Origin of the sequence: Acidovorax sp. Root267 (genome assembly GCF_001429215.1) — a bacterium.
GTDB lineage: Bacteria > Pseudomonadota > Gammaproteobacteria > Burkholderiales > Burkholderiaceae_C > Acidovorax > Acidovorax radicis.
In genome coordinates, this window is sequence record NZ_LMJC01000012.1 from 321,436 (window position 1) to 337,345 (window position 15,910).

The 15,910-nt window shown below is 67.4% G+C and carries 16 protein-coding genes; 5 read left to right on the top strand and 11 right to left on the bottom strand.

Annotated elements, in window-relative coordinates:
- Positions 1-158 precede the first annotated feature (158 nt).
- Complete coding sequence (locus ASE39_RS10995; protein WP_029414206.1) at positions 159-620, top strand: Lrp/AsnC family transcriptional regulator; 462 nt, start codon at positions 159-161, stop codon at positions 618-620.
- A 105-nt stretch (positions 621-725) separates the two neighbouring features.
- Here the strand turns inward: ASE39_RS10995 and ASE39_RS11000 are convergent, their stop codons facing one another.
- Positions 726-1,238 (bottom strand): DUF1993 domain-containing protein, encoded by a 513-nt coding sequence (locus ASE39_RS11000; RefSeq protein ID WP_010465138.1) that lies wholly within the window; start codon positions 1,236-1,238, stop codon positions 726-728.
- 191 nt (positions 1,239-1,429) lie between these two features.
- Positions 1,430-2,698 (bottom strand): MFS transporter, encoded by a 1,269-nt coding sequence (locus tag ASE39_RS11005; protein WP_057271155.1) that lies wholly within the window; start codon positions 2,696-2,698, stop codon positions 1,430-1,432.
- 65 nt (positions 2,699-2,763) lie between these two features.
- Between ASE39_RS11005 and ASE39_RS11010 the strand changes: the two genes are divergently transcribed.
- The 3 genes from ASE39_RS11010 to ASE39_RS11020 all read left to right on the top strand — a co-directional run bounded on the left by ASE39_RS11010 (position 2,764) and on the right by ASE39_RS11020 (position 6,216).
- Positions 2,764-3,732: a helix-turn-helix transcriptional regulator gene (locus tag ASE39_RS11010; protein ID WP_010465134.1), complete on the top strand. Its 969-nt coding sequence runs from the start codon at positions 2,764-2,766 to the stop codon at positions 3,730-3,732.
- Positions 3,733-4,011: 279 nt separating this feature from the next.
- The gene (locus ASE39_RS11015; protein ID WP_057271444.1) at positions 4,012-5,331 is read left to right on the top strand and encodes a hypothetical protein; all 1,320 of its coding nucleotides are present in this window, start codon (positions 4,012-4,014) and stop codon (positions 5,329-5,331) included.
- Between the two features lie 246 nt (positions 5,332-5,577).
- Entirely contained in the window at positions 5,578-6,216 is a 639-nt protein-coding gene (locus ASE39_RS11020; protein ID WP_010465131.1) for a flavin reductase family protein, read from the top strand.
- A gap of 12 nt (positions 6,217-6,228) precedes the next feature.
- Here ASE39_RS11020 and ASE39_RS11025 read toward each other — a convergent pair whose 3' ends face one another.
- Positions 6,229-6,633: a tautomerase family protein gene (locus tag ASE39_RS11025; protein WP_057227920.1), complete on the bottom strand. Its 405-nt coding sequence runs from the start codon at positions 6,631-6,633 to the stop codon at positions 6,229-6,231.
- A gap of 167 nt (positions 6,634-6,800) precedes the next feature.
- Here ASE39_RS11025 and ASE39_RS11030 point away from each other — a divergent pair, with 167 nt between their 5' ends.
- The gene (locus ASE39_RS11030; protein WP_057227918.1) at positions 6,801-7,739 is read left to right on the top strand and encodes a LysR substrate-binding domain-containing protein; all 939 of its coding nucleotides are present in this window, start codon (positions 6,801-6,803) and stop codon (positions 7,737-7,739) included.
- 66 nt (positions 7,740-7,805) lie between these two features.
- Here the strand turns inward: ASE39_RS11030 and ASE39_RS11035 are convergent, their stop codons facing one another.
- The 8 genes from ASE39_RS11035 to ASE39_RS11070 all read right to left on the bottom strand — a co-directional run bounded on the left by ASE39_RS11035 (position 7,806) and on the right by ASE39_RS11070 (position 15,810).
- Entirely contained in the window at positions 7,806-8,327 is a 522-nt protein-coding gene (locus tag ASE39_RS11035) for a DUF4952 domain-containing protein (RefSeq protein ID WP_057271156.1), read from the bottom strand.
- 5 nt (positions 8,328-8,332) lie between these two features.
- The gene (locus ASE39_RS11040; RefSeq protein WP_242421409.1) at positions 8,333-9,382 is read right to left on the bottom strand and encodes an alpha/beta hydrolase; all 1,050 of its coding nucleotides are present in this window, start codon (positions 9,380-9,382) and stop codon (positions 8,333-8,335) included.
- Between the two features lie 217 nt (positions 9,383-9,599).
- The gene (locus tag ASE39_RS11045) at positions 9,600-10,556 is read right to left on the bottom strand and encodes a hypothetical protein (RefSeq protein WP_057271158.1); all 957 of its coding nucleotides are present in this window, start codon (positions 10,554-10,556) and stop codon (positions 9,600-9,602) included.
- 194 nt (positions 10,557-10,750) lie between these two features.
- Entirely contained in the window at positions 10,751-11,365 is a 615-nt protein-coding gene (lpoB, locus tag ASE39_RS11050; RefSeq protein ID WP_010465118.1) for a penicillin-binding protein activator LpoB, read from the bottom strand.
- Between the two features lie 47 nt (positions 11,366-11,412).
- Positions 11,413-11,823, bottom strand: a complete 411-nt coding sequence (locus ASE39_RS11055) for a YcfL family protein (protein WP_010465116.1) — start codon at positions 11,821-11,823, stop codon at positions 11,413-11,415.
- Positions 11,824-11,858: 35 nt separating this feature from the next.
- Positions 11,859-13,391, bottom strand: a complete 1,533-nt coding sequence (locus ASE39_RS11060; RefSeq protein ID WP_010465115.1) for a hypothetical protein — start codon at positions 13,389-13,391, stop codon at positions 11,859-11,861.
- 327 nt (positions 13,392-13,718) lie between these two features.
- A complete protein-coding gene (locus ASE39_RS11065; protein WP_010465112.1) occupies positions 13,719-14,462 on the bottom strand; it encodes a hypothetical protein in 744 nt (247 codons plus the stop codon).
- A 10-nt stretch (positions 14,463-14,472) separates the two neighbouring features.
- Positions 14,473-15,810 carry a hypothetical protein gene (locus tag ASE39_RS11070; RefSeq protein ID WP_057271445.1) on the bottom strand — a complete coding sequence of 446 codons (1,338 nt, stop codon included), beginning with the start codon at positions 15,808-15,810 and terminating at the stop codon, positions 14,473-14,475.
- Between the last annotated feature and the right edge of the window lie 100 nt (positions 15,811-15,910).

Genomic DNA, 15,910 nt, shown 5'->3' on the forward strand with positions numbered 1-15,910 from the left:
TGGATGCAGGACCCAGGATCTGCGGCAATAGAACCGCAGATTCCGTGCCAGAAACACCTGTTCAGTATGTGGCACGGGTCCCGGAATCATTTTGCTTTTATGCCCCGATTAGCGCCAAATATGAGAAACGATTTTTCATATTTGCCGTGAAACAGAATCTGGATTCCATTGACCGCCAACTGCTGGCGATGCTGCAGCAAAATGCCGAGACACCGCTGGCCGAGCTGGCCGAGGCCGTGCACCTGTCCAACACACCCTGCTGGCGGCGCATTCAGTGGCTGCGCGAGAAGGGCTACATCACCCGCCACGTCGCCCTGGTGGACCCGCGCAAGGTGAATGTGGGTGTGACGGTGTTCGTGGCGGTCAAGACCAGCCAGCACCACCAGCAATGGTTCGAGACCCTGCGGGATACCGTGATGGGGATTCCCGAGATCGTCGAGTTCTACCGCATGAGCGGGGACGTGGACTACCTGCTGCGCGTGGTGGTGCCCGACATCCGTGCCTACGACGCGGTCTACAAGCGGCTCACGCAGGCCGTGGCGCTGTCGGACGTGAGTTCGAGTTTTGCGATGGAAGAAATCAAGTTCACCACCGCGCTGCCACTGAACTACGCGCAGTAGCGGCCCTTGAGGAACCTTCTGCGCCCTGGCCTGTGGCGTGGGTGCCGGTTGGCCCGGGGACAAGGCAGGCCCAGGTCACCCCGGGCTGCCTTTCAGGTGTACGGATCAGTATTTGCCCATGTAGTCGCGCTTGCCCAGTTCCACGCCGTTGTGGCGCGCAATGGCGTAGGTCGCGTTCACGTGGAAGAAAAACTGCGGCAGGCCGTAGTGCAGCAGGTAGTGTTCGCCCACAAACTGCTTCTCGCGCGGCGTGCCGGGCTGGATGGTGATCTGGCGCGTGGCGGCATCGGCAAACGCCGCCTCTGGCAGGCCTTCGACAAACGCCAGCACGGCGTCGAGGCGTTCATTCAGGTCGGCAAAACCGGGGCGCTCGGCGTCGGGGAAGGACGGCACCTCCACCCCGGCCAGGCGTGCGGCCACGCCCTTGGCGAAGTCGCAGGCAATCAGCACCTGGCGGGCCAGCGGAAACATGTCGGGGAACAGCCGCGCCTGCAGCAAAGCGTCCGGCTCGATCTTGCGCGCCGTGGCGTGGGCCTCGGTCTTGGCCAGCACGTCTTTCAGGGAACCCAGCATCTGGCGGAAGACAGGGATGCTGGCGTTGTAGATGGGGTGGGTCATGGGGGATCCTTAGAGTGGTGTTGGGGGGCTGCACACTGCAGGCCATTCAAAGGCCCCAGCGCAGTCGACAGCGATTGCAACACAAGCCCCATCCATGCGCTGACCCGCGCCCAGAACCCCTGGTGCACCGGGCCCATTGATCGATGCCCCGCCGACGATCCACCAACGAGGGACCGCTTCGCCTCTCCCGATCAGGCAGCGGTAGCCAGGGGCCGAGCGGCCCGTGCTGCCACGCCCACCCCCACCAGCGCTGCCGACACCACACTCAGCGCCAGCGTGAAGGCCGAGCCGTAGAAGATGCCCGAGGTCATGCCCTGGTCCAGCATGGCGCCAAAGGCCGGGGCGGCCAGGCAAAAGCCCAGGTCCAGGCCCGAATACACGGTGCCATACACCCGGCCCGTGGCGCCAGGGGGCGCCGCGCGCTTGATCAGCATGTCGCGCGAGGGGCCGGCCAGGCCCGTGCCCAGACCCGCCACCGAAGCCACGGCCACCGCCGCCATGCCGGGCAAAAAGCCCAAACCCACCACCACCAGCAGCGCGGCCGAACCCAGCAGGCACACCGAGATGATCTTCTCCAGCCGCTGCACACGCCCCACCAGAAAGCCACCGATCAGCATGCCCACCGCGCCGCACAGCATGTAGCCGGTGACGACCATGGCGGTAACGCTGAGCGGCAGCCCGTACATGGACTGCAGCGCCGGGCTGGCAAAACTCTGGATGGCGCTCAGTGCGCAGGTGCTCCAGAAGAAGAACGAGAAACACAGCCACACCGAGGGCAGCTTGAGGAAGGCCATGGGGTGCTCGGGCTTGGCCGCCCCGGCCCCGCCCTTGGCCTGGTGCGCCCAGGCGCCCTGGCGGTCATCCAGCGCATCGCGGTTCCAGACCATGATGGCCAGCACCGCAAGGGCGAACAGGGCGCCGCACAGGCAGGCCGTGCGCCACGACCCCGTGGCCGTGGCGATGCCCGCCATGAACACCGGTGCCGTGGCCCAGCCCAGATTGCCGCTGATGCCGTGCACCGAAAAGCCATGCCCCAGGCGCTGCGGCGACACGCGTTTGTTCAAAATGGTGAAGTCCACCGGGTGGAAGGGCGCATTGCCCAAGCCCGCCAGGGCCGCTGCCAGCAAGAGCCCCGGGTAGCCCTGCGCGATGCCCGCAGCCAGGCCTGCCGCCGCAAAACTCGACAGCGCAAAAAACATCACCGGCCGCGCACCCACGCGGTCCACCAAAAAGCCCGACAGCGCCTGGCCCACGCCCGATATCACAAAAAACACCGATACCAGCAGGCCCAGCTCGGAGTAGCTGAAGCCAAACTCGCCGATCAACCACGGGAACAGCGGCGGCAGCAGCATGTGGAAAAAGTGCGAGCTGCCATGGGCCAGGCCAATGAGGCCGATGGTGCGGGCATCCTGCCGCAGCGGGACAGGGTTGGTGGCGGTGCCGGAGGAGGAAGGGGTCATGGGCCTGATCTTAGGCAGGGAGGCGTCGGCAGGTTTACGATAGTCAGCCAAGTTCTATCGCAAACATGCCAAACCTGCCTGCCACGCCTCCCGCGCCCTTCGCGCCCCCCGAACCGGGGGTGGAGCACTTTGCCGCCCAGGTCGTGCCACGTGCCCGGCGCGGGCTGTCGTACGTCGGTTCGCTCACACCCGAGCTGTTTGTGCCCACCGCCGCCCGCCCGGTGCGCGCCAAGCTGCGCTGGCTGGCCGCCGACACCCAGGTGATGCCCCACAGCCACCCCTGGGCGCAAGTGGCGATCTCCACCACGGGCGTGATCCGGCTCACCGTGAGCCACGGCACCTACATCGTGCCGCCCTCGCGTGCGCTGTGGATTCCGCCCGGCGTGGAACATGCCGTGACCATGGTGGAGGATGCCGACCTGCGCACGCTGTACTTTCACCAGCCACGCGGCCAGTGTGGGCCAGGCGCCCTGGGCAGTGGCAACCCCCGCCAGCGCAGCGATGACGAAACCGCCGCCTGGCGCCAGTGCCGCGTGCTGGAGGTGTCCGACCTGCTGCGCTCGCTGGTGCGCGAGATGCCCACCACTCCTGACGGCGACCCGGCCCCCACAGCCGCCGAGCTGCTGCGCGAGCAGCACCTGAGCGCCCTGGTGCGCGACGAACTGGCCCGCGCCGCCGCCGTGAAGCTGGGCGTGGACCTGCCCCAGGACAAGCGCCTTCGCCATCTGTGCGAAGCCGTGCTGGCCGACCCCACGCGCCATGAAACCCTGGCCGACTGGGCGCGGGACACCGGCGCTAGCCCCCGCACCGTGGCGCGGCTGTTCCGTTCGGAACTGGGCAGCACCTTCACCCAGTGGCGCCAGCAGGTGATCCTGGCCAAGGCCGTGTCGCTGGCCGCCGGGCGCATGCCCATGGGCCAGATCGCCGCCGAACTGGGCTACAGCCCCAGCGCCTTCAGCGCCATGGTGCGCAAGTCAGTGGGGCAGCCGCCGGGGCGGTTTCTGGGGCAGCAGCAGCCAGTGCCTGCGCACTAGGGCGAGCGCAACCACAGGGATGCCGACGCACGGTGGACGTGGACAGCAGGTCCCAGAGCTTTCCCGTCACATCTGCGCCCCGCTTGCGCCCCGTCTGTGCAGCCGCCCCGCCGGCGCACGCCGCGCAGCGGTGCGGGGCCGCCGCGTGAAATGGCCAGACCGGGCGTGCGCCTGACAGTCGATCAGCGCCCTGTCCTGGGTCGTTAGTCCTGCCCGCCTACGTTCGAAATCTTCCGTGGCCGTCACAGTGGGCAATCTCCCTACAAAGGTTTGAACACCATGACAAAACACATTCGCAACCAGGTGGCAGCCTTTTTCCTGCTGCTCCCCGCCGCCACCGCCCTGATGGTCGTTCCGGGTACGGTCATGGCGCAGCCCGCCGCCCCTGAATTGCGATCACTGCAAGTGGTCACAGACGACGGTCTGCGGGCCGGCGCAGATCTGCAGTTCACGGTAGAAGGCACACCGCGGGGCCGGGTCCAACTCCATGTTGCCGGTGTGCCTCGGGCCATCGTGCTGCAGGAAACCGAACGGGGCGTGTACACGGGCAGCTACACCGTCCGCCGCCAGGACCGGCTCCATGAAGGCAGCGCCGTGCGCGCCACGCTGAAGGTGCGCAACCGCACCATCACCAGCAACTACTCGCTTCCGGCCGACGTTGGTGGCCGGAACGCGGTGGCGGCACCGCCACCTGGCCTGAAGATCGACCGTTTCTCGGTTGCCCCCATCGACAAGATGGAGCCCGGCGCCGAATTGCGCTTTACGCTGAACGGCGCCCCAGGAGGCAGGGCTGATTTCGACATTCCCGGTGTCATCGACAACGTGCCGATGCGCGAGGTATCGCCGGGCGTGTATGAGGGTGCGTACACCATCCGCCGCATGGACAACCTGGCGCCGTCGCGCCCCACGGTGGCCACCTTGCGTGTCGGTGACCGCACGGTCTCCTCGACCCTGACCCAGCCCCTGATCGCCGATGCCAAACCGCCGGTGATTCGCCATGTGTCGCCGCGCGACGGGGAGACAATCCCGCGCAGTGCTGCCACCTCGGTGTCCGGGACGTTTGATGACGTCGGTGGTGTGGGTGTGGACCCCAAGAGTGTTCGCATCGTGATCGCGGGACGCGATGTCACGTCCACCTCGCAGATCACACCGCAGTTTTTCACCTACCGCGCGGACCTGCCCACCGGCCGGTATCCGGTGGAAGTGACCGCCCGGGACCTGGTGGGCAACGGCATGCGCCAGAACTGGACCTTCAACGTCGCTTCGCAAGCGAACGCCGCACCGACCACCGTGCAGCTGCAGGTGAGCAGCCATGCCAACAATGCCACGGTCGACAGGGGCGCCGTTGTCATACGCGGCCGCACCGTGCCTGGCGCGGTGGTGGATGTGAAGGTGAATGCGGTAGGCACCCTCGTCGGCGTGTTTGGCCTGAACCAGGAATTGCTGTCGCAGCGTGTACAGGCCGATGGCAATGGTGACTTCTCGTTCAGCTTCACCTCCCAGGTACCGCTGCCCGGCACCCGCTACGAAGTGACGATGACCGCCGAAAGGGGCGGCATGGTGGCGACAGAGACCCAGCTGGTGCTGTTCCAGAAATAAGATGCCGCAGGCACCCCAGCGGCGACAGGAAATCGCCACCCAAAAATGGACCCTTGTGGTCCATTTTTTGATAGAAATGGCTTTCCCCGCTTGTCCATCAAGCGCCTTAAGCTATTATTTTTGTAGCGTTTTTGAAATCCTGGTGACTGTCCCCAGCACAAGCCGGAGGTAATGTGCGAAACGGAGTCTGCGCGGTGAAAGGAACACCCGCTGCAGCGTGCACCTCATCCAACCTTCCTGCGCCCCATGAACACCACCCCACCCCGCCGCGACGACATCCACAGCTACGAGCCCCGCCTGGGCCACGGCCTGCCGCACGACCCGTTCAACGCCATCGTGGGGCCGCGCCCCATCGGCTGGATCTCCACGCAGAGCGCGGCGGGCGCCACCAACCTGGCACCCTACAGCTTTTTCAACGCCTTCAACTACGTGCCGCCCATCGTGGGCTTTGCCAGCATTGGCTACAAGGACACGGTGCGCAACGTGGAGGCCACGGGCGAATTTGTGTGGAACCTGGCCACGCGCGACCTGGCCGAGGTGATGAACCAGAGCTGCGCCGCCGTGCCGCCCGAGGTGAGCGAGTTCGAGCTGACGGGCCTCAGCACCCGGCCCTCCACCCGCGTGCGCCCGCCGCGCGTGGCCGAAAGCCCCGTCACCTTTGAATGCCGCAGCACGCAGATCCTGCGGCTGCAAGGCGTGGACGGGGAGAAGGTGGACACCTGGCTGGTGCTGGGCGAAGTGGTGGCCGTGCACATCGACCGGGCACTGCTCAAGGACGGCGTGTACGACACAGCGAACGCGGGCCACATCCTGCGCGGTGGCGGCCCAGCCGATTACTTTACCGTGGGGCCGGAGCAGCTGTTCAAGATGGTCCGGCCGCGCTAGGGACCACAGCGCTCAGGCTGCCGCGTTGTTCTGGACCAGGTCCATCGCAAACCGGCCATGGCCCACGGACCAGTCGGAATAGTCGTTCTCGTGCATGAAGATGAATACATCGGCCGGCGCCACGCCCGCCATGGCCAACAGGTTGCGCGCGATGGCGGCATAGAGGGCCCGCTTCATCGCATCGCTGCGCCCACGCCGCAGCGTGATCTCGACCACCACCACGCGGTCGGACCGGGCCACACCGTTGAAGGTGGGGCTGCAGGCAAATTCACCGGGAGCGTAGGCGGCGACCAGGTTGAACAGCTCGTCCGGCGGCATGCCAATGCCGTCCACCAGCGCCTGGTGGATGCCTTGCACGATGGCCTCGCGCGTGGCGGCGGGGGTGTCCTGCGGAACGTTGGTGCGGATAAAGGGCATGGTTTTCTCCTATGTTCATTCAAATCAAATATGGCATTCAGGCCAGCGGTTGCCAGTTTTCAAACAATTCAAGCCGTCAGCGCTTAACGTTCCATCTATTTTTGCTATCAATTTCATGATTGAAAAGCGATGATTTGGCTGTTTTTATGTGTCTTAAAATCACATAGATGAGCCACCGTCTGCCCCCACTGAGTGCCCTGCGTGCGTTCGAGGCTGCTGCCCGGCTGGGCCGCATGACAGCGGCGGCGGACGAGCTGTCGGTCACACCCGGCGCCATCAGCCGCCAGGTGCGCCAGCTTGAGCAGCACCTGGGCGTGGCCCTGTTTGATGGCAGCAAGGCCCGCCCCACCCTCACCCCGGCGGCGCATGTGCTGCAGCCGGTGCTGACCCATGCTTTTGCCCACATCGCCGATGCCGTGCGCGAGGTCAGCGACCCCAGCCGAGGGCCGCTGGACGTGGCCTGCTTCAGCACCTTCACCGTGAAATGGCTGATCCCCCGGCTGTTCGACTTCCAGGCCCAGCACCCGGGCATCGAGGTGCGCCTGCGCACCACCGACGCTGGCACCGATGCCAAGCGCCAACACGGCGATCTGGCCATCACCGCCGAGGAGGCCACCGGAGCGCTGGATGCCAGCAGGGAGCAACGGCTTTTTGCCGAACACCTGGGCCCGGTGCTGAGCCCCGAACTGGCGCAGCGGGTGGCGCTGCAGCAACCCGCCGACCTGGCGGACCCGGCCCTGGCACCCCTGCGCCTGCACACCCGCACGCGGCGCAACGCCTGGGCCATGTGGGGGGCAGCGGCGGGCGCTGCCGTGCCCGAGCCCGTGCCCACACCTTCGCAGCCGGGGCCGGAGTTCGAGCACTACTACTTCACGCTGGAGGCTGCCGTGCGCGGGCTGGGCATTGCCGTGGCCCCGTGGCATCTGGTGATGGACGACGTGTTGGCAGGGCGGCTGGTGGCACCGCTGGGTTTTGTGGCCTCGGGGTATGACTACGTGGTGCGGCGCCGCACCAGCGGCCCCCTGCCCCGGCTCGATGTGTTCTGCGCCTGGCTGCAGGCACAGGCCCACGCCAACCCCGTCCCCCCTGGTCCGCAGGCGGGCTAGAAAAAACTGCCGCCGATCTTCCAGGGGTCGCCACGCCAGACACCGGCATTTCGACGATCAGGGCGCCTACGGCGACTCCAGCGGCAGCGTGACACGCACCTCGAACCATGGGATCTGCGACCAGTCGCTGCGGCGTGTGACCAGGGTTTCGCCCGAATGCATGTCCACGCGCATGGGCTGCCCGGCCGGGCCCGGCAAACGGCCCGGCCCTTGCTGCCCGCGGCGGCTGCGGGGCTCCCAGCCGCAGCACACAAAACGCAGTGGCGCCATGCCGGTGCGCCGCACCAGGTAGCGCTCCACCGCAGCCGCCTGCACGCCCGGCACGCGGTAGGTGGCAATCAGTGCACGCAGCTGGTGGTCGCGGCCTTCAGTGCAACCCATCCACTCCAGTCCCGGCGGCTCATGCCGCTGCGCGGCCAGGAAGTCGGCACAACGGGCGGCGGGCTGGCCCCAGGCGGCGGGCGCGAGGAACTCCAGGCAGAGCAGTGCCACCGTGCCCACGATGCCCGCCCAGCCGCGCTGCCGCGGGGGCTGGGTGGGCTGCCCGCTCAGGTCAGCGCGCGCCCGCCAGCGCGGCAGGAGCTGCATCCGTGCTACCACAACAACGGTGCGCACAGGCCAGCGGCCGGTTCGCGCGCCCACTGTTCGGTCCAGGCCCACACCTGCTGCACGCCGTCCGCGCCCTCCCCACTGGCCCTGCGGCGCTGCAGGCCGTGGTCTGCGCCGTCGATGCGCCGCGCGCAATAGGGCACGGTGCGCACAGCGGCCATTTCCGCAAAACGCTCGTAGGCGGGGGCGGGCACCAGCGCGTCGTCGCTGCCCCACACCTGCACCAACGGCCAGGGGCTTTGCACCAGCGGCAGGGTCAACGGCCAGTTCCACAGGTCGCGCCAGTAGCCCAGGCTGCGGCCCTGCGCCACGGCGCTGTCGGGACGGCGTCCAGCCACCACGCGGCCCAGCTCCTCCCAGTCTGCTTGCGCCTCCAGGCGCTGTGCCTGCAGGGCACCGGCCTCCTGCGGGTCCAGCCCGCTGGAGGCCAGCATCACCAGGCCGGCAAGTTGCGGCACCTCGGGCGCCAGGGCGGGCAACAGCTCGGCCCCTTCGGAGATACCCACCAGCAGCTGCGGCAGCGCGGGCGCGCCTTCACGTTCGCGCAGCTGCGCATCCGCGACCAGAGCCGCGCGGGCGTGGGCCAGCCAGGTGGAGAGACGGTCCTGCTGCACAAAGTCGCGTGCGCAGTCTGCGGGCGCCGTGCGCGCCTGGGGGTCCACACCGGGCTTGTGCAGCACCAGCACCTGGGCGTGCAGCAGGCCGGCAAAGTAGCGGTCCGCAATCGGCCCCATGCCCGCGCAGCCGGAGCCGGGGATGACGATCACACGGTAGCGCAGCGGTGCGGTGCGTTCGCTGCGCGCGAGGGCCTGGAGCGTGGCGCCATCGGCGCCTGGCAGCGGCCGCAGTGTGAAGGTCTCCGACGGGGGTGGGGCCTGGGTCGGCGCCACCGGGGCCTGCGCGGGCGCCTGCGGTGTCTCTGCGGAAGCTTCGGGCCCGTACACATTCACCAGCGATTCGGACACGGCCGCCGCATAGAACGGAGGGGGCGATGCGGCGCAGCCACCAAGCACACAGGCAACGGCCGTGGCCACGAAAAAGGCCAGCACAGGGCTGGCCAGGGGCCGCAAAGGTGCGGCAGAAGCAGAAAGGTGTTTTACGTTGAGCACAGGCCACAGTCTGGCATGACTGCGATCACCCAGGGAACTGCACCTGCTACTGGTGCACCGCCCAGCGCGAGATGCCGAGCAAGAGGCTGCCGCCTCCGGCGGCCAGCACCGAGCGGCAGCGCCTCAGGGCGTTGGCCCTCTGCTACTTCAAGATGAGGACTTGCTCAGGCTGCTGGGGCTGCGGCATGGGCTGGCCGCCCTGCTGGTACACCGGTGCAGGGCGCACGCCGCGCGCCAGGTTCGCGTCGGTGTAGCCCAGCTGCATGGCCATCTGCTGGTACACGTCCTGCGCCAGCGACAGCGAGGTCTCGCGGATCACCTTGGCACGGTTGGGCGGGGCGATGTCGCCACGGATCGACAGGATCTTGGTGTCGTTGCCTTCGCCCTGGGCGGAGAACGCGGCCTTGATCTCGTAGGTCTTGGTGTTGATCAGCGAGAAATCGGCCAGGAGCTGCAGGCCGTACTGGCGTGTGGCGCTGGTGGTGCCCTGCAGCGGCGAGAGCGCGTCGGTGAAGTCGATGCTGGAGACCACGCCGAACAGCACGTAGTCGGCGCCGTTGAACTCGCCCTTCTTGATGCGGCTGATCACGTCGTTGACCTGGGGCTGCACCTGGGGCGTGGCCATCTTGCCGGTCTGCACCTGATTGAGTATCTGCTCGGCCTTGCTGTTTTGCGGCTTGCCGGCGTCAAAACCCTTGCCCTGGATCAGGCGGAAGTAGGTGCCCTGCAGGATGGCGCCCTTGATGTCGTTGGTGTAGCCGCCGAGCTCGCGCTGCTCGATGTAGCTGTAGCGACCAGCCACGTAGGTGCCGCTGGCCTGCTCGGACGCCTGCATGTGCTGGCTGCCCGAGTGCGAGCCCGAGCCGCCGTAGGGGCCGTGGCTGTAGCCGCCACTGTGGCTGCCGCCCGCGCTCATCTGGCTGCTGCGCTGGTAGGTGCCGGCCAGGAAGTACTCGGACACGCGCTGGGCGTAGGCCAGGTCGGTCACGGCGATCTTGGGCGCCGCGCCGGGCTGCTGCGCCAGGGCGGTGCCGCCCCAGGCCATGGTGGTGGCGGCGATCACGGCCAGGGCCGTGTGCAAAGTGGTTCTGCGTTGCATGGTGTGCTCCTTGTGAGCTATCGGAAATTTAGAGATCAATCAACAAATGGGGCCGGTGGTGCCATCCAACGTTCGATACCGGCGGGGCACAAGGCCAGGGACGCCGCGCAAGGGCCGCCCCGCCGCGCTGGCGTCGTCCCCCTTCCCGGCGAAGCCGAGAGAAGGGGGAAGGCGCTCAGCGCCTCAGGGGGATGTCACCTCTTACTGGTCTTGCGGATTTCCTTCTCGTCCTGCCATTCGATCGTGCCTTCCTGCACATCAAACAGCTTGAGCGTGAACTTGTAGTACACGTCCTTGGTGTTGTTGTTCTGCTTGACGATGCTGGTGAGCTCGCCTTCCATGGTGTATTTGGCTGCCGTCATCTGGCCGACCTTGGCGGTGGTGCCCTGCTTGTACAGGCCGCTCTGGTTCTGGCGCTGCAGCTCGTCCACGCCCTGCTGCATTTCGTTGATGGAGCGCACAAAACGCACCTTGCCCGACTTGACCAGTGCGGTCTGGATCGAGCTCATCACGTTGGTGGTATCGATGTACTCGCTGGTCTTGTTCTTCACGGTGGAGATCGTCACCGTGGGGCGGCCCTGGAAGATGCCGGTTTCCAGCAGGCCGCCGGTCATCTTCTCGGCAATCATCTGCAGGTCGGTGGAGCCGAACTCGTTGGTCACGAGCTCGACGGCCTTGGCGTCGCCGTAGTTGACCTGGCGGTCAAAACGCACGGTGGGCGAAGACAGGTTCTGGCAGGCCGACAGGGCCAGCGTGCCGGCCGCGAAGGCCAGGATCAGCGCGCTGCGCTGGATGGTGTTCTTTGTCATGGTTTTCAACTCCTCACTCAACAATATTGCGATGGGGCAGCGCGGGTTCAGCGCGGCTCCACATTCATTTCAAGGCGCAGGTCGACCGCCGCGGCAGTGGGCGCCACGCTCTTGACGGTCTGCTGGCCCAGGCCCAGCACGCTCATCTGCTTCCACGACTCGCCATCGCCCACCTGGTTGCCCACGTTGTCCAGCCACTTGAAGCGGTAGAACACGGTGCGGTCGGTGCGGCCCATGTTGGCCATGTCGGCCTGCACCACAAGGATGTCGTTCTTGCGCACGATGCGCATCTCGCGCACAGCGATGCTGTTGGCTTCGCCGCGCAATGCAACCTTGGAGGCCACGGCCAGCGGGGTGGCTGGGTCGTGCAGCTGGGCACTGGCACTGGTGGCCAGGGTCATCGTGAGGGCCGCGCACACAAGGGCGGGTGCAGCAGCAAGGGCAAAACGGGTTCTCATGCCAGAGGCTCCTTGAAAATGGGACATATGCGGGTTCAGTTCTTGGCAGGCGCCGCAGGGGTGGTCGCCGTGGACTTGACCGCCGACTGGGGCACCGCGCGGGTGCGGTTGTTGTTGGAGGTGCGCGTCGGGGCGGCGGGTGTTGCTGCCGCCGGGGCCGCTTGTGCGGCAGCCACGGTGGGCAGCTGGCCCAGCATGGCCACGTCGCCGGTCAGCACACTGTTGTCATACATGCGCAGGGGCACCAGGGCGTACTGGCCGTCGATCTTGATCGGCTGGGGCAGTTGGCGGCCATTGACGCTCACCACGTGCTCGCCCGGTGGCAGGTAGCCACGGGCCACGTACACACGGCCGGGCAGCATGCGCCACATGCGGTCGTCCGCCTGCTCTGTGGCCACCGAGGCCGCCGCGCCGATGATGCCGCCAATCAGGCCGCCACGCTTTTGCAGTTCGTTCTGCAGCACGCCCTTGGCCACGGCACGGGTGAAGCCGCGCAGCACCATGCCGGGCATTTCGTCCTTGAGCGCACGGCGCGCCATCACGTTCACGTCCACCACCTTTTCAAGCTTGAGGTCGGTACCGGCGGCGGAGATGGTGGTCAGGAGGGCGTCCTTGGAAGGCTCGATCACCGGATAGGAGATGCTGGCCGTGACCAGGCCCCGGCCCGTAGGCACGGGGATGGTGAAGGCCTTGGGTTTGCGCGCTGGGGCATCACCGGCTTCGACGATGAAGAGCACGTCGGTCATGCGCTGGCGGCGCTTCCAGGTAAAGCCGGTGCGGTTGTCCAGGCCGCGCAGGCCTTCTTCGAGCACACCGGTTTCGGGCTTGAGTTCGATGGCCTTGCGGTAGCCGGGCGCAGCCAGGCCAGGCTCGTTGAGCATTTCGTACAGGAAACCGGCCAGATAGTGGGAGAGGGCGTTCTGGTAGCCGTTCTTGAGGGCCAGCACTTCGGGGTCGTTGAGCGTCTCGACGGGGTAGCCGTTGAGTTCCTTGCCCCCCGAGGTGGCGCCCTTGGACTTGGCTTCTTCTTCCGCCGCCAGGGTTTCCTTCGAACGGAACTCGGCAATGATGGCTTCACGCTCGTGGGTGCGCTTGATGTCCACGCGGGCGTTTTCGAAATCTCCCACGGCCATGCGGTTGAGCGCCAGGCGTGTGGTCACCCACACTTTTTCATAGTCCTGGCCTTCGTAGACCTTCAGGCGTTCGCTGATCAGCGCAGCGCCCACGGTGCCCATGAGCTTGCTGGGGTTGGTCTTGGCAGTCTCTTCCCATTCCTTGACCTTGATGTCAGCCAGCAAGAAAGCGTTGGTGCTGTCGGGGTAGCGGCGGTCCATGCGCAGCAATTCGCCGCGTTCCATGTTGTAGAGCAGCGCGGTTTTTTCTTCCTCGCTCTTGGCCGTGCTTTCGAGCTGGGCGATGGCGGCGGGAATGCCGCCGCTGCGGCCAGCGTTTTGCATGTCGGTCGCCAGCTTGTCATGGCTCTGCATGGTGGCGCAGCCGGTCAGGGCGGCGCTCAGGGCCAGCACCCACAGAAGGCGTGGGCGGAAACGGGATGGGTGGGCGGTCATGAATGCTCCTTGCAGATCGGTCGGTTGTGCACCAGAAAACCCCGGCCATGTCCACGCGCAAGACGGCACCGCGCTGCGGGCACACCGGTCAGGGTGGTGCGCCGCAGAAGCCGGTGTGGCCTGCAGGATGGGAAGTCCGGACAAGGAAGGTGCTGGCGGCCGGTGCGCCCCCTCCCGGCGCGTTCGCGTGCTGCTGGCAGCCCCCTCTGGCTGTGAGTTTCTTGGTAGTTTTGTATGGGGTTGTAGCCAGGGACGCAATGTAGCAAAAGCTTGTATCTTTTCTGTAACCGCGCCGAACAGCTCAAATCGCAATGGAACATGGGCATCTCATGCCTCCAGGCGGTTCAGGGGAAGGCGGTACAGCCACACCACGCGGCCACCGGGCGCACGCAGCTGCGCGCAGGGCAGCACCCCGGGCACTGCGAACTCCAGGCTCACCAGCCACGCGCCGGGTGCCAGCTCGGCCTGGGCCTTGGCGGCGGCGCGGGCCATGCTCTCGGGCCGCTGGAACAGGTACACCATGCGGTAGGGGCTCCAGTCCTCGGCCCACATGTCGGCGCGCCGCACCCGGGCCCAGGGGCACCGCAGGGCGCACAGCAGGCGCAGGGGCCAGCTCCATTCGATGCCCTCCAGTTGCGCGGCCGGGTAGGCATGGCGCAGCGCCTTCAGGCCATCGCCCACGCCGCTGCCCGCATCCAGCACCCGGGCCCCCAGCGGCAGCGGGGCCTGCGAGGCCAGGGACTGCAGCGCATGGTGGGGCGTGGGAAACAGCGGCGCATCGCGCCAGGCGTTCAGGGGGTAGACCAGCAGCAGCAGCGCCAGCGGCACCAGCCACGCCCAGGTCGGCAGGCTGGCCGCGCCCAGCAGCGCCAGCGACAGCGGAAAGCCCGCCGCAATCAGCCCGCGCCGCCACCAGCTGTCGCCCAGCACACTGGCCGCCGTCCCGAGCAGGCAGGCGGCCAGCAAGGCCGCCACGGGCGGGACCGCGCGCTGCAGGGCCACAAAAATCAGCCACGCGCACGCCCACGCCACCAACGCGGGCAGGGGCCAGGGCATGCGCAGAGCCAACATGGGTTCGTTCTCAGCGGCCAAAAATGCCGCGCAGCAGGTTGACGGGGTTCACCACGTTGCCCGCATCCGTGCCACCCTCGCCCGCCGGCTGTTGGCCTGCCGGCGCGCCACCCATGCCACTCGAATAGGCACCGCCTGAGGCAGCCGCTGGAGCAGCCCCCATGCCGCCGCGCCGCCCCTGCATCTCTTCGCCCAGCATCGCCATGGTGTGCGACTTGACACGCACGCGCACGGCCCACTCGGGCTCCCACGCGGCCTTGGGGTCGGCCGGGCGCGGCGGGTGCACGATGTGGCTTTCGCCGCCGTAGGCCATCATGCGCAGCATGGGCGTGGCATCGCGCCCGCCGCCCGCAAAGATGCCCTGGGGGATGGCGCACTGCGTGGTTTCGGGCTGCAGCAGCACCCGCTCCTTGAGCCAGCGGTCGACGGTGGCGGGCGACAGGTAGTCGAACAGGCCCATGCCCGTGTCGGGCGTCTCGGCGCTGGACCACATCACGAGGTCGTCCCCGTTCTGCGACATGGCATGCAGGTAGTAGGCGCGCGCATTGCGCACGGGCTGCCAGCTGGTGCCCATGCTGTCCTGTGGCTTGCCGGTGGTGCGCAGGTCGATGGCGGGCATCAGGTCTTGCGCCGCGCCCAGCGTGAACTTCATCGACGCGGGCACACCGTCGCCGCGCACCTGGTGCTCGCCCACCAGCGAGGCGTCACGCGACAGGCTCACCTGGTTGCGTTCATTGGGGTACAGCGCATAGGCCGGGCCCACGCGCGGCCCCCGGTCGGGCACGGCGCGGCCGGCAAAGGCCTGGGCATAGTCCGTGGGCTTGGCGCGCGCCAGGTCGATCACGCGGGGCTGGCCCGCGCGCACCGTGGCGCCACAGCCCCAGTAGAGCAGGATGCGGCCCTTGGGCTGGTGCTGCTGGTACTCCTGGGGCACCTCACCCGGCTCGGTCTGGGTGGGCTGCGCGCGCGGGGGGATCAGCGGCAGGGATTCGCCCATGCGCATGCCCGCGGGAATGGCCTGGCTGGCTTCGACGCCAGGGCGCAGGGTGTTGTGCAAGGCGATGTCGATGACACGCGGCGGCATGATGGACATGGCGCGGGCGTTGCCATAGGCCGTGTTGCCACCGCCCGCCCTGCCCTGCGCGCCGCCGCCCATGAGACCGCCGAGCAAACCGCCGCCACCGGGCAGGCTGTCCATTTCGGGCATGCCCGCCATGGTGCCGGTGGACACGTCCATCCACAGCTGGACCTTGGGGGGTTTGGTGGTTTGGGCCTGGGCGCCCAGGCTGGCGATGCACAGGCCAACGGCCAGGCAGGCGGGGGTCAGGACGAAGCGCAAAGGGGTCATGGGGGTCTGCTCCAGGAGATACATGGATCACCCGGCAAACCATCGTGGGCCGCAGAACGGCGCTTTCGCCGCCCTGTGAAGAGGCCTTGCGGTCAACCCG